General features: G+C 60.9%; 11 protein-coding genes and 2 pseudogenes. 8 read left to right on the top strand and 5 right to left on the bottom strand.

Going from position 1 to position 13,496, the window contains the following annotated elements; all coding sequences use genetic code 11:
* Window positions 1-10: 10 nt before the first annotated feature.
* Both ACVWVY_RS38815 and ACVWVY_RS38810 read left to right on the top strand, forming a co-directional pair.
* Window positions 11-415 carry a hypothetical protein gene (locus ACVWVY_RS38815; RefSeq protein WP_456631336.1) on the top strand — a complete coding sequence of 135 codons (405 nt, stop codon included), beginning with the start codon at window positions 11-13 and terminating at the stop codon, window positions 413-415.
* 120 nt (window positions 416-535) lie between these two features.
* Complete coding sequence (locus ACVWVY_RS38810) at window positions 536-1,582, top strand: alpha/beta hydrolase (RefSeq protein ID WP_456631335.1); 1,047 nt, start codon at window positions 536-538, stop codon at window positions 1,580-1,582.
* Window positions 1,583-2,274: 692 nt separating this feature from the next.
* Here the strand turns inward: ACVWVY_RS38810 and ACVWVY_RS38805 are convergent.
* Complete coding sequence (locus tag ACVWVY_RS38805) at window positions 2,275-2,637, bottom strand: helix-turn-helix transcriptional regulator (RefSeq protein ID WP_456631334.1); 363 nt, start codon at window positions 2,635-2,637, stop codon at window positions 2,275-2,277.
* A gap of 874 nt (window positions 2,638-3,511) precedes the next feature.
* On the opposite strand from ACVWVY_RS38805, the gene ltrA reads away from it, so the two are divergent.
* Entirely contained in the window at window positions 3,512-4,894 is a 1,383-nt protein-coding gene (gene ltrA / locus ACVWVY_RS38800; RefSeq protein ID WP_456631333.1) for a group II intron reverse transcriptase/maturase, read from the top strand.
* 140 nt (window positions 4,895-5,034) lie between these two features.
* Here the strand turns inward: ltrA and ACVWVY_RS38795 are convergent, their stop codons facing one another.
* Together ACVWVY_RS38795 and ACVWVY_RS38790 are read right to left on the bottom strand one after the other, a co-directional pair.
* On the bottom strand, window positions 5,035-5,244 hold the full coding sequence (locus tag ACVWVY_RS38795; protein ID WP_456632424.1) for a helix-turn-helix transcriptional regulator: 210 nt from the start codon (window positions 5,242-5,244) through the stop codon (window positions 5,035-5,037).
* A 260-nt stretch (window positions 5,245-5,504) separates the two neighbouring features.
* A complete protein-coding gene (locus ACVWVY_RS38790) occupies window positions 5,505-6,557 on the bottom strand; it encodes an IS110 family RNA-guided transposase (protein WP_456624786.1) in 1,053 nt (350 codons plus the stop codon).
* On the opposite strand from ACVWVY_RS38790, the gene ACVWVY_RS38785 reads away from it, so the two are divergent.
* Complete coding sequence (locus ACVWVY_RS38785) at window positions 6,556-6,867, top strand: hypothetical protein (RefSeq protein WP_456631332.1); 312 nt, start codon at window positions 6,556-6,558, stop codon at window positions 6,865-6,867. The two genes, ACVWVY_RS38790 and ACVWVY_RS38785, sit on opposite strands and share 2 nt — an antisense overlap.
* On the opposite strand, the gene traA is transcribed toward ACVWVY_RS38785, so the two are convergent.
* Window positions 6,825-9,788, bottom strand: coding sequence for a Ti-type conjugative transfer relaxase TraA (gene traA / locus ACVWVY_RS38780; protein ID WP_456631331.1), 2,964 nt, complete (start codon window positions 9,786-9,788; stop codon window positions 6,825-6,827). The genes ACVWVY_RS38785 and traA overlap by 43 nt on opposite strands.
* A 172-nt stretch (window positions 9,789-9,960) precedes the next feature.
* Here traA and ACVWVY_RS38775 point away from each other — a divergent pair.
* The 3 genes and pseudogenes from ACVWVY_RS38775 to ACVWVY_RS38765 form a co-directional block, all read left to right on the top strand.
* Window positions 9,961-10,286: pseudogene (locus ACVWVY_RS38775) on the top strand (conjugal transfer protein TraD).
* Window positions 10,198-10,554 (top strand): conjugal transfer protein TraD, encoded by a 357-nt coding sequence (locus ACVWVY_RS38770; RefSeq protein ID WP_456631330.1) that lies wholly within the window; start codon window positions 10,198-10,200, stop codon window positions 10,552-10,554. The pseudogene ACVWVY_RS38775 and the gene ACVWVY_RS38770 overlap by 89 nt, the downstream one beginning before the upstream one ends.
* Before the next feature lie 202 nt (window positions 10,555-10,756).
* Window positions 10,757-10,855: pseudogene (locus ACVWVY_RS38765) on the top strand (DUF1214 domain-containing protein); the annotation flags it as partial.
* 264 nt (window positions 10,856-11,119) lie between these two features.
* Here the strand turns inward: ACVWVY_RS38765 and ACVWVY_RS38760 are convergent.
* A complete protein-coding gene (locus ACVWVY_RS38760; RefSeq protein WP_456631329.1) occupies window positions 11,120-11,419 on the bottom strand; it encodes a hypothetical protein in 300 nt (99 codons plus the stop codon).
* A 297-nt stretch (window positions 11,420-11,716) separates the two neighbouring features.
* On the opposite strand from ACVWVY_RS38760, the gene ACVWVY_RS38755 reads away from it, so the two are divergent.
* Window positions 11,717-13,150 carry a citrate transporter gene (locus ACVWVY_RS38755; RefSeq protein ID WP_456631328.1) on the top strand — a complete coding sequence of 478 codons (1,434 nt, stop codon included), beginning with the start codon at window positions 11,717-11,719 and terminating at the stop codon, window positions 13,148-13,150.
* Window positions 13,151-13,496: the final 346 nt, after the last annotated feature.

Here is a 13,496-nt window from a genome sequence, read left to right as displayed (position 1 = left end):
TTAACTCGGAATGCGCTGTCGCAAATATATTCAAAAGGCGCGGTCGCGCGGTCCCGGCACTTTCCTCTGCCCTCCACAGTACCTTGAATGGGGAGGGCTACCCGTCGCGCGCATCGAGCGTGCTGGTGCTGCTGCCTGCATGGTGCTGCTGGGTGCTTGGTGGGCGCCGTCACCATCGTCGCGCGTCGGGCACAACGACCTCGACCATCGCGGCAGCGTCACGCTGACTGTCGAGCGGCACCGCGAGGACACGGCAGCGGTCGAGCCGTGCGAGCACATGGTTCGCCAGCATCGTGCGGTGCGATGGACGCGGCGGCACCCGGTCGAGCTGCACGCACCGATGCGGATGGTCTGGCCTGTCATCGTCGCCACGTCACCATCGTATCGTTTCGGCGCGCACCTCCCGGCGCCCTGAAAGCCGGTCACAAAGCCTTGAGGGATGCGCGAACGGCGTTGACAGTCGTACGCCCCGGTCCGACCGTTCGTTAACGAGGCGCGGCGCCTCAAGACCGCGCTCTCGAACGGGAGGCGGCGCATGAAAATAAGACCTCTCGCGCTCATATTCGCGTTCGTGATCGCGTCTGGAAGCGCGCTCGCGCTTGAAGGCGGCGTTCGCAAGGTGCCCGCGCGCGACATTCCGATCCCCGACGCGGACGTCAGCCCGGCGACGCAGGCCCTGATCGCCGCGCCGCTGCCGCCGGACTGGAACCTGCTCCCGAAGGATGCCGCCGCCTGGAAGGCGCGGATCAATGCGAGCGCCGAGGCGCGCGTGAAGACCTTGCCGGACCTGCGCGCTCGGCTCGGGGTAAAGGTCGAGGCGGTCAAGATCGGTGGCGTGAACGCCTTCATGGTCACGCCCGACAGCGTCCCGGAGGCGAACCGCGACCGGCTGCTCGTGCATCTGCACGGCGGCGGATACGTGTTCTTTCCCGGCGAATCGGGAACACGCGAAGCGATCCTGATGGCGGGTTACGGCAAGTTCAGGATCGTTTCGATCGACTACCGCATGCCGCCCGACCATCCCTATCCGGCCGCGATGGATGACGCGATGGCGGTGTGGAAGGAGGTCGTCAAGACCAACGACCCGAAGAGGATGGCGATCTTCGGCACCTCCACCGGCGGCGGCATGACGCTTGCGATGGTGTTGCGCGCCAAGAAGGAGGGGCTGCCGCTTCCTGCCGCCACCGCACCCGGCACGCCGTGGTCCGACATGACCAAGACAGGGGACACGTTCTTCACGATGGAGATGATCGACAACGTTCTGGTCAGCAATGACGGCTGGCTCGGCGACGCCGCCAAGCTCTATGCGGGCGGCACCGACCTCAAGGATCCACAACTCTCGCCGGTCTATGGCGATTTCGCCGGCTTCCCGCCCACCATCCTCACGTCGGGCACGCGTGATCTGTTCCTCTCCAATACGGTGCGGGTCCACCGCAAGCTGCGTCAGGCCGGCGTGGTGTCCGACCTGCATGTGTTCGAAGGGCAGTCGCATGGCCAATATGGCGTCGATCCGTTCGCGGCCGAGACCAAGGAGCATTTCGGCGAGCTTGCGGCGTTATTCGACCGGCATCTGGCGAAGTAGCCTTCCCGGAGGCGGCGCGCGCCGGGAGCAGCAGAGCCAAGGAGCGGGCAGGCGGCACCGACCGCGCGTGACCGGGGTCGCGCCACGGTGGCCGCACAGCGCGCTGGGAGCGCAGGGCACAGGACACCGCGCAAGCCGCGCCAGCACATCACGGGCCACGAGGGCAGTAGGAACCCCGCACAACGGACACTATACGGACACCACTTTCCGTTTTGCCCTTTGCGTCAATCGGTTACATATAGCCGCATATTCCCACAAGGGGAGAAGGGAAGCGAACCACTGCTCACGAAACCCACACGCCAACGCAGTCAGGTCACGACGTGGATCGCAGCGGCGGCAAAGCGGACCGGCCAGATGAACATCAGTTGGATATCGTCGACTCTGGCGTCAGCGATTTCCGGGAGAATAGAAACGCGGCAGCAGCGCCACGGTCGACCACAGGATGGCGACTGGGCTCACCTCGCGGTAGCCGCGCCAGGCGGTCAGCTAATTAGCACCGCCGACAGCTGGCCGGCCCGAATTTCAGGCGGATACGGTCGCCAATGAGACGGGGCATAGACAGTGCGGGACGTAGCAAAACGTCTTACAGTCCGTCTTACGTCTTGGAGAGGTGAAAAAGCTAAGTCTTTGAAAATCGAACCAAAAATATCCAGAAGAAATTAGAATGACGGCCCTAGGGAGCGCCAGCGGTCTCAGAAGCCCTGATAATTCAAGATCATCCCACAAACATTGGCTTTGTCTGCTCTCAGGTGGTAGCAGAAGGTCATAGCTTTCGATGCGTGCGATGAAGGGGCAGCTTCCGGGGCATCGACATCGCTCCACGTTTCGTCAACGCGGGTATTATTGCCATCGAACGGCAATTCATCAATGGCAATGTCAAGCTGGCGCACGTCCCAAGCTCGCCGTCGTTTTCCGAACAATCTTGCTCGGGGCATTTGGCCGTTCTTCACCATCGCGTCGAACGTGTTGGGTGACACGCAGATATAGGCGGCAGCAGCCTCGCGACTGATGAGTCGGGGGGCAAGTGATGGCGGGATCGCTGTCTGCCTTGGCATCGCTATATCCTGTGCCGGACGATCTCAATTCTGCCGATCCGAGAATCTCGAACAGCATGAACCAGCGATGCTGATGCAAGCAAAAGGGCGACGGTCCGTTCGGATGCTCTGGCGTGTTATGGCGTACAAATCGGCCAGAGATTGCGCCACGTTGATGCGACTGCATCCGCGCTTGATGAGAGCCTGCCTGCTGGGCTCACGCTCGAATATCAATGCGACCTGGCCGGCATCCACGAAGACGACCACGCAGCTGATAAACCGCAATTTTGTGTCAGCAAGAACCGAGATTACTATTAGGTATGACGCCGTACGCTCCGCTGCCTCTCTGTTCACGATTGGAAGCACCACCGCGCTTCCAGATCGTACCCTTAGCTGCACGGGAAGCCCAAACCGGGACGGCGTCAGGCCGTCAAGGCCGAAGCCGCGAAGCGGGGGCGCGATAGCGTCAGCCTGTGTGTCTGACATGTCCGACAGCTTGGGGGTGAAAGTCCCTTGTGTAACCTGATGGAGGTGAAGCACTAGCGAAGCGCAAGGGCGGAACCGCGAGGGACCGTCTGAAGGAAGCGTGGAGCAAAGTCGCGACCCGACGAACAGAAATCGGATACGAGGCAGCACTGGTCGGACGAGCGGGCAGGCATTCGCGAAGTCCATCTCCATCAATGGCCAGAGTTGTAAATCCGGCGGGTGTGCGATGAAGGCTGTCGGACTTACTCCGAGAGATCTGCATCGTGTCCTTCGGGACTGAGGATGCCGCAAGGCGTTCTGACCGCGATGCAGAAGTCAGCAGAGGGCGTATTAGGTCGGCTTGCCGGCTGAAGGCCCGAACGGTCCCCGATGAGGGGTTGAAGGAAAGGGCAAGTAGACCGGACGTCTCATGACCGCATCGCGACCGCCATACCAACTTGAGTTGGACTTGCCGATGCCTGCGCGGGGTGAAGCCCCGCGTCGGGACGCGCAAGAGGTCGAAACGATCGTGGCGACGGCCGAACCCAAAAGCCCGGCATCCACAGAACATCTTATGGAGGCGATCTGTGACCCAGACAATATAGAAGCTGCGTTGGACGCGGTGGTGCGCAACAAGGGAGCGCCCGGCATTGACGGTATCACCGTCAAACAACTGCCGGCCATTCTCAAAGCGCGCTGGCCGGAAATCGAAGATCAACTACTGCAGGGGCGCTACCAGCCGCAACCGGTGCGTCGGGTGAGAATCCCGAAGCCGGACGGCGGGACGCGCAACCTCGGCATTCCAACCGTCATTGATCGTGTGATCCAGCAGGCAATCCTGCTGCGGCTTCAGCCGCTGTGGGACCCAACATTCAGCGAGCACAGCTACGGCTTCCGGCCGGGCCGCTCCGCTCACCAAGCGGTGGTGCAGGCGCAAGCCTACATCATCGAAGGCTATCGGTTCGTCGTGGATATTGACCTGGCCAAATTCTTCGACCGGGTCAATCACGACCGGCTGATGGCCGCGGTGGCGGCGCGCGTCACGGACCGGCGGTTGCTCCGGCTCATCCGGAGCTACCTGACGGCCGGTGTGCTCGAAAACGGGTTGTTTGAGGACAGCCGGGAGGGAACCCCGCAAGGAGGTCCGCTCTCTCCGTTGCTCTCGAATCTCGTGCTGGATGAATTGGATCGCGAGCTTAAGCGTCGCGGCCACCGGTTCGTGCGTTACGCGGATGACTGTAACATCTACGTGCGCAGCGAAAAGGCCGGCCAGCGGGTCATGGAGAGCCTGACCCGCTTCATCGAACGGCGCCTCAAGCTTCAGATCAACACGGAGAAGAGTGCCGTTGCCCGACCGTGGCACCGGACGTTCCTCGGATTTACGGTGAGGAACGAACCGGAGTTCCGGCGATGCATCGCCGACAAGGCCATCATCCGGTTCAAGCACCGGGTGCGTGAGCTAACGCGGCGACATCGGGGCATCACCCTGGAGCGGATGATCCGTGAGCTGGCCTCATACCTGCGGGGATGGGCTGGCTACTTCGGCTTCAGCCAGTGGCGTGAGTTGCAATCCCTCGATAGTTGGATTCGGCGGCGCATTCGTTGCGTCGTCTGGATCCAGTGGAAGACGCGTGGCAGGCGATATCATGAACTCCGGCGCCTCGGAGTACTCGGGCCAGCGGCCAGCGAGGCCGTCTTCAGCCCAAAGGGACCGTGGCGAATGAGCTTCACGAACGCAATGCACCGCGCCTTCACCAACGCGCGCTTCAAACGTCTGGGTTTGCTTCCCATGGAAAAGCTTGTGGACGCTTAATCCGCCGAACCGCCGTGGTACGGACCCGTATGCCCGGTGGCGTGGGAGGGGCGGCATCGCGAGATGCCCCCCCTATCCCGATTGACGGCCTGACGCCGGTCCGGTTCACTGTCGTCGGCAGCAATCCACCAGAGGCCTCATCAGACCGCATCGAACTCGCGTTTCGGGCGCCATGCGACGGGAGCGGCGATCCAGCGGTTGATGTCGGACTCATGCCAGCCGCTCCCGTTAATGCTGATCTTGATCTGCGGCGGGAACGTGCCCTCGGCGATCTTGCGGTAGATGGTGGACCGGGACAGCCCGGTCCGGGAAAGAACGGTCCTCAAGCGGATGATACGCTCTTCTCTAATCGGCGTGTTGAGGTCAAGCACTTCCGAGCCTCCCACTTGGGTGACGTTCGACGTCTTTTCGCGGCCCGCGCTTCTCTCCGGGATCGGCATGGAAGCCCTCCCATTATGGGGTCCAGTAGAACGATGTGGTCCAATCTGGTTCGCATCCTGATGATGGCTCATCGGAGATAAGACCGTATGCGAACTCACATCATTCATCGTCCGCGAAGGACGCCTTCCGCCTCGCGGCGGAACTCTAAACTCTTTGTCTGCTGGTCGCGTTATGCAGTCGCGCCCGTCGTTGTTGGCCTGGTCTCCCGTGTCCAACGGAACTCGGAGCCGTCTACCCACATCCGATGCAGGACCACCGCAAGCCTGCGCGCCAATGCAACGATCGCCTTTTTGGCCCCATGTCGTTTGGCGACATTCATCGCCCACGCTTTCAGCCACGACCATTTCTTGACGCGTATCAGCAGGACCTGCGCCGCTTCATAAAGAAGCCCCCGCAGCATGGCGTCGCCGCACAACGAGACATGACCTATTCGTCTGCTCTCGCCCGACTGGTTGAGTACGGGCGTCAGCCCCAATACAGCCCCCACCGCTCGCGAATGCCGAAAGCGGGACGGAATGTCGATCGTCGAGGTATAGGCGAGCGCGACAATCGGTCCGACTCCGGGCACCGTCATCAACTGCCGGCAGATCGGATCGACCCTGGCCTCGCCACGGACCTTGCGGTCCAGTTTGGCGAACTCCTCGCGCAGCTTTTGTCTGGCAGCGAGCAACGGCTCGATGATTTCCGCCAGATCGGGAGCTGCTTCAACGAGCTCGCGTATCCGCTCATCGAACTTGAATGCTCTAATCGTGCCGACCTTCAGCCCAAAGTTGCGCAAAAGCCCACGCATATCGTTTTCCATGGCGATAGCCTTTTCCTGCAACAGCTTGCGGGCCGTCAGCAAGGCGCGGCGCTTCTGGCTCGTGAGCGTCTTCACGTGCACGTCCTTGAACAGACCGACCCGCATCATGTGCGCAATGCCGCGCGCATCGTTGCGATCGCTCTTGTTTGGCTGTTGAGCCTTCAAGAACGCTTTTGTGTGCCGTGTCTCGATACAGAGTACCGCGAATCCGGCCTTCGCCAGCCCCTCGAACAGCCATTGAGACAGCGGCCCGGCTTCGAGCCCGACCCGTTCAAAGTTGAATGCGGGGTCGCTCAGGACAGCGACCAGATCGTCCGGGTGAGATATCACCTTCTTCTCCCGGCAGACATTTCCGCTTTCATCGACAATGCACACGCTCGTTTCTTTGACAGAGACGTCGAGACCCGCATAATACTTCATGCTGCGCTTCACCTTTCTGATGCTTGTGGCTGTTTCGTTCAGACCACGTTTTATCATCAGCCTGAAGCGCAGCACCTTCCTTCCTTTCCGGTCGGCGAAGATGGGGCACGAAGCCGATTACCCCATCTGGTTCGCGCATGGCCGCGCTGTCTCCTGCTGGCTTTTTCTGACGGCCGCTGAGACCAGACAGGACAAGCAGTTGCAGGTGGGCAAGAGGGGTGTTCGACTCGTCATAGTGTGGCGTAGAGACGGCGGCAAATGGATGGATCAAATTCCGATGCCGCGGCCTCTGCCAATGTCGATGCCGTGAGTGAAGGCCAATTCCTGGCCGAGCCGGCGGTCTGACTCAAATGCGATGCCGAGTTCCTGCTTGCGGTTGGCGAGGATGGATTCCAGTTGCGGATCGCGTTCAAGGCTTTTCGCCATGTCGCCCATCGCCGAGCGCGTCGCCTTGTAGCCGGCGACGTCGCCGCCGTGATACTGGCGCTGGCTGGTGTGGTCGAGCTTCTGCCAGCGTTCCACGAAACGGTCGGCGCGCCGGCTCGGATTGGTGCGCAGTTCGGTTTCGAGCTGGAGCGCGCGGATGGCGCGGGCAGAGTTGCCCGAAGCGGCTTCAAGGGCGAGTTCTGGGTTTTTCTTGTAGGCCGCTTCGGCGTCGTGCGAGCCGTAGGGCCGCACCTCCTCGAAGACCTTGCGGGCCTCCTGCAATTCCTTCACCTGCTCGCGACTTGCCTCGCCGCCTTGGTCCTGCATATCGAAGATCGCATTCACAGCTCGGGCATGACGGATGAGCGCCTTCGTGCGGGCCTTGCGCAGCGCCGCTTCCGGGTCTTCCACCACCTTCCTTGTCGGCGCTTCCCGTTGCGGCCTCCGCGCGCCGCCTGTGCCAGGCACAGCTTCGGCAGACGGGCGCAGGCCATCGAACATGTTGCGCACCCTATCGGGCACGACCTTACGCACAATCTCGGCCACGCGCTCGCGGAAGGTGATTCCACGCCGCTCGGCATAGTTTTGGGCCGGATCGCGGTGCTCGTAGTCTGAGGCCATATCCTTGGGCCGGTCGCGTGACAGGGTGCGGACAAGTCGGTCCTGGCTGGCAAAATCGTCGCCGCCATAATGCAGCTCCAAGCCGTCGCGGTGCCGCGACAGGGCTACATAGCTGCCATGGGCGTCCATCCCGGGCGTTGCCAGCACATGGGCGCGGTCTACCGTCATGCCCTGGGCCTTGTGGATGGTTGCGGCATAGCCATGGTCGATCCGATTATAATCCTTGAGGTCGAAGCGAACGGATCGGCCGTCGTCGGTCTGCACGGCCATGGATTGCGCGCTGACCTGTTCGATGATTCCCAGCGTGCCGTTCTTCACGCCAAGGCTGCGTTCATTTTGCAGGAACATGATGCGGTCTCCGCTGGCGAAGTGGCGATCTCCGCGCTCGACCGTCAGGTGTACCTCATCGCCCAGATCACCTGCTGCCCGCATCCGCCTGCGCGCCGCCTCGTTCAGCGCGCGCACCTCGTCGTTGGTGTGTGTGAGGATGATCCGGCTGCGCCCCGGCGCTGACTGCCGGTCGCGGTCCCAGCGCTCGATCAGATCGCCCCGCGCCTGCTCGCGTGTTTGCGCCTCATGCATCATGCCGCGGGAGCGGTAGGCTTCAAGCGCATCGCCGGGCCTGCCGGCCGCCAGATCGCGCGTGGCGTCCCGCTGCCAGTCTTCCCGCTGGCGGCGCACCTCGCCGATTTCCGCGCCGCCATGACGCCCGTGGACCGACCGGAAAGCCGCGCCTGCTTCTATTGCTTGCAACTGCCTGATATCGCCGACCAGCACCACCTTGGCTCCGGCTTCGGCAGCATGGGACAGCACGCGTTCCAATTGCCGTGTACCGACCATGCCGGCCTCGTCGATCACCAGCACATCGCGGGTCGTGAGCAGGTCGCGGCCCTGGTGCCAGCCATGCTCCATGCTGGCGATGGTGCGTGACACAATGCCCGATCCGCTTTGGAGGTTTTCCGCCGCGATGCCGGAAAGTGCTGCGCCCCGGACCTCGTAGCCCGCCGCTTCCCAGACCTCCCGCGCCACGCCCAGCATCGCGCTCTTGCCGGTTCCGGCATGGCCGACGACGATCCCAAGATCGCGCCCATCCGTTATATGCGCCAGCGCGTCGGCCTGCTCGCCCGACAGGACAAGGCCGCGCTGTTCGGCGCCCGCAAAAGCGGCTTCGCGGTCCGCCCCACGCACCTGATGGCGCTCGCGCTCGGCCATCAGTTCGGCGGCGCGGTGCAGGCGCTGTTCGGCCTCGATCATGGTGCGGGTGGTAAACCGATCTTCGCCGCGAGCGTCCCTGCCGAGTTCGACCAGATCGGGTGCGCTACGCATCGCGCCCATTACCTTGTTGAACTGGTCGATCCCGTCGCTGTGCCGATGCGTGAACTTCGCCATGTCGCGGCGCGTGAAGGTCGATTGCTGATGCGTGATCGCGTCCAGCCCAAGGCAAGGATCGGCGATGATCCGCGCGCCATTGCCACGAGCGATCTCCCGGTGCATCTCGGCGCGGTCAGCCTCGGTGATTTCGCCCTCGATGCCCCCATCCTCAATACGTCTGGCGGGCGCCCCGATCTGGCTTTGCGGCTCCAGTGCGATGCCCTGCGCTTCGAGACTCCGATGGTCGATGCGCGCGTCGATGTCGAGTTCGGCCAAGCGCTCATTGGTGATCTCCGCCCAGCGTTCGCGCCAGCGCTCGACCATCTCCGTGCGGTTCCAGTCTCGCACCTTTTGGCCAAAACCGTTCTCGTCTACCGCGCGCATGGTCTGCATGACATGGGCATGAGGTTTGGGCATGCCGTCCTCGGCCATGTCCCAATGCACATTGAGATCGGCGATCATGCCCCGGTCCACGAACTCAGCCTGCACGAAGTCGCGGGCCAGCTCGATCCCCTGAGCCTGGGTCATCTCGCGGGGAAGCGCGAATTCCACTTCGCGGGCAAGCTGCGCGTCCTTGCGTACTTCGAACGCCTCGACATCGTTCCAAAGCCGTTCGCGGTCGCGCCACGCCTCGGGTGCGTTCTCCGGCAGCATCACCTCGGAATGCACGACGCCGCGCTTGGCCGAAAAGTCTTGGGCACGATCGAGTCGCTCGTCACGCAGACGCAAGCCCGAGCGGTAGGCGGCGGATGCCACCGCGCTTGCGCCGGACTTGCGGCCAATGACCTTGACGTGAAGATGATAGATCGCCATCGCGACCGGATCATTGACACGGCCAAGCGCACGTCGGAACGACGTATAAGCGCGCCCTCCCTCGAAAAATTCTCGGGCGGGATTACACCGTCTCAGGCAGTCCCGGCAGCCTTACAGCATTCTGCAGGCTCCTCAACTATCATCACTCCATCGACGGCTGACGGAGGATATGATGCGCAAGCCACGGGACTTCGACACGGAACTGAAAGCGCTCGAAGACAAGGCGCGCGCGCTGAAAACCCGCAAGGTGCGGCAGCTCGGCGAATTGGTCATCGCCACTGGGGCTGACACACTTACCGCCAATGAACTGGCGGGTGCCCTGATCGTGCTGGCCGAGACAAAAGAAGCCGGAAAGAGGGAGGCTTGGACAGGCGCGGGGCCGCGTTCTTTCAGGGACGGTCGCGGCGAAATGCACCGACAACTGACCGCGACGCGGACGGCGCTCCGGCGCAACCGGGCGGCGCGCAACCGGTGTCAGGCCGCAAGGGCGCGACATGACATGCGCACATGGCAGGTCGAGCGCCGCAAGCGAACGCGGCACCTCATCGAACTCGGCGGCCTCGTCGTGAAAGCCGGACTCGTCAACCTGATCGGCGACGATCGCGCCACCATGCTCGGCGCGCTGCTCTGGATCGCCGACAAGCTCCAAAGCGATCAAGGCGAACGGGCGCGAGCGCTGTGGTCAGCAAAGGGGAAGCAAGCGTTCGAGGCGGACCCGACGACACACAAGGGGATAGATCGACCTGATCCAGCAGCTCGTCGTTGAACCACGACAAGGTATGTCAACTATGCGAAGACCGACGGTTGCAAGCGGGCTTTGAAATGGCGCCCAATATTGCCTCTACAGCGCTGCCACAAGTGCGGTCAGCGTCGCCGTGTGAATCGGCGCCCAACATTGACCCTGCACTTGCAAGATCGATCAATCACTTAGGACGCCGATCGGCGTTCGGACCCCACGCCGAATGACACCGAAAAAAGGCTGGTTCACTATCCTCCGTCTTTACAGTCCGCTTGAACCGTTCTTCAGCAAGGAATGGCGGCCAAGTGAGATTGCGCTGGTAAAATAGCAGACGCCACTACTTCGACCCGCGGCTCTTCTTGAGAAGTATAGCATCGGTGGTAGAAGTTGACGCAGACAACCGGATTGATCCATAACGTGCTCGTAGCTTTTCCTCCCGATCTCTTCAAATGAGCTGGCAGTAAACGCCAGATCACATGCGTCACCGAGATCTCAACAGGTTAGCGTTTTCATGGCGGCTCCGTATTTCAGGGAATTCGAAGCAATCTAACAGCTGTTAGACTGATCATATTCATACTGCTTGGTCGTTCGTTCATTGATGTTTTAGCTCTGGGAGCTCTACCGGATACCAATCGGTTGATGTCGTTTTGCAAACCATGCGGACGTTTGCTTCTTTCCGGTACAGATCGCGTGGCGCAAAAACTAGGATGCTGATTGCAGAGTCGCTGTCACCCGCGCCGAATTCCTTTCGCGCCGCACTTTTGTACGATTTATTGATCAGCAGCAATTCCTCCTGACATTCTTGCAGAGGCGCTGCCCCTTTTTTTTCAGTTATTGCTTCGATGAAAGCAACAAATTTGGAGGAATCGTGGGTAGGACTATGGAAAACCACAGCATCCTTAATGTGTCCGGAAAGTTTTGCCGGCGCAGCGCAAAAATCGCAGCACCGATTACGACAATGAAAAAAACAATGGCACCTTTTCTCACGAAATGATCCGGCATTTTTAGGCCACCCAGGCACTATATAAGCAATGACCCGGCTGTCGAAGTCCGTTCACATATCCTACTGACCTTTTGAAATAAGGTTGCCTTCTTGTCGTGGCTGTTTAGAACGGATTTCGGGTGTTCGCTGCATTTGCGGTGACAGGTCAAGCGATGGTCGGGCCGCCACGCGAAAGGCGTGCGCCCAATGGATGATTCACTGTCACTCAAGGACCTGCCCCGATCCCACGTGGACGTGCCACTGCTGCTTACTGCTGCCGCAGCTGCCGTCGCAGGTGTCCTATTCGCAACCCCAGCCGAAGCAGCATCCACGACCGGCGTTTACTCAGCACAGCCCATCTACCTGGTTGGCATCCCGGTTGAATTCATTTTGTTCGGCCTGACGTTGCTGGGTGTAGCGGTGTTCCACCACAGGACACTTGAGGTGGCGCTGACTGGGCTTGTGGCCGTTACACTTCATAAGCTTCTTTTTACGGGATTCCGACAGGGCGAAAGCCTGACGGGCCTGATGCTCCAGCTTCAGCACGAATGGGTGATCCTCGCGAACTTGTTTTTGCTGCTGATGGGCTTCGCTATCCTGTCGCGTCATTTCGAGAAAAGTCGAATTCCGGATGCTATGCCCGCGTTCTTGCCAGATGGCTGGAGCGGTGGCTTAGTTCTGCTTGTGACTGTATTTGTGATGTCGGCTTTCCTCGATAATATTGCCGCTGCTCTTATCGGCGGCACAATGGCGCGGCACGTGTTCAAGGGCAAAGTACATATCGGTTACCTTGCCGCCATTGTTGCAGCCGCCAATGCAGGAGGTTCAGGCAGCGTCGTGGGTGATACCACCACCACGATGATGTGGATTGATGGCATTAGCCCGCTGCGCGTCGTCGAGGCCTACGTCGCAGCCGTCGCTGGCTTCCTGATCTACGGGATACCAGCTTCGCTCTTGCAGCACCGCTATTCACCAATTGAAAAGGATGCGCCTCGTGGCCTGCACATCGAATGGCCTTACGTAGCAATTGTAGTCGCGATCCTAACCATCGCCATCGTGGCCAATGTCACTGCCAACCTGAAATTTCCGACGGTGCTCGATGCCATCCCCGTGATCGGTCTTGCAGTTTGGATCGTCATTCTGGCAACCACGCCGCTTCGTCGGCCTGATTGGGCGATCATGCCGGAAACGTTCAAGGGTACGGTCTTCCTCCTGGCGCTTGTCACCAATGCGTCCTTCATGCCGGTCGAAGAATTGCCGGTGGCCTCATGGAAAACTGCGTTGGGGCTCGGGTTCCTGTCCTCCGTGTTTGACAACATTCCGTTGACAGCGCTTGCGCTCAAGCAGGGCGGCTACGACTGGGGCTTCCTTGCCTACACCGTGGGCTTCGGCGGTTCGATGATTTGGTTCGGCTCTTCTGCGGGCGTCGCGATCTCCAATCTCTATCCGGAGGCCAAGTCTGTCGGACTGTGGCTGCGGCACGGCTGGTTTGTCGTAGTGTCGTATATCGTTGGCTTCCTCGTGATGTTCGCAATTGTTGGGTGGCATCCCGATGCTCCACACAAAAAGCATGTTGATCTGGATATGAATTCCCAACTGGGCGCATCTCAGCAAGTTTGGCATGAGACACTTGCCTTTTAGACCATGGGCAGGCCCTGCAGACTCGCCGCTGCGCGGCCACTGGGAATTGACGCATCCTGCGCAGCTCCGCGCCACGGCGTTAGCAGCATTGGCTCAGGCGCAAGGCGATGCGCGGCCCCGATCTGCTGGCGAGATGATTGCGCTCGCAGGAACCTTCGGGCCGGACGGCTGGCGATGAGGAACCTGATCCAGCGGTCGGCGCTCCCCACCGCGCGAACAATCGAATGAGGCTTAGCTTTGAGTGAGCAGGTGATCCTGAGGAAGCGCATAACTGCGGTGATCTCATTTTGTCAGGTACCGAACAGACAAGGGAAGGAAATAGCCGTTAACTACTTGTCCATTGCCT

It is taken from the genome of Bradyrhizobium sp. URHC0002, assembly GCF_054059515.1.
The sequence above is the reverse complement of the archived record's forward strand: the minus strand, read 5'-3'. Positions and strand labels throughout refer to the sequence as shown.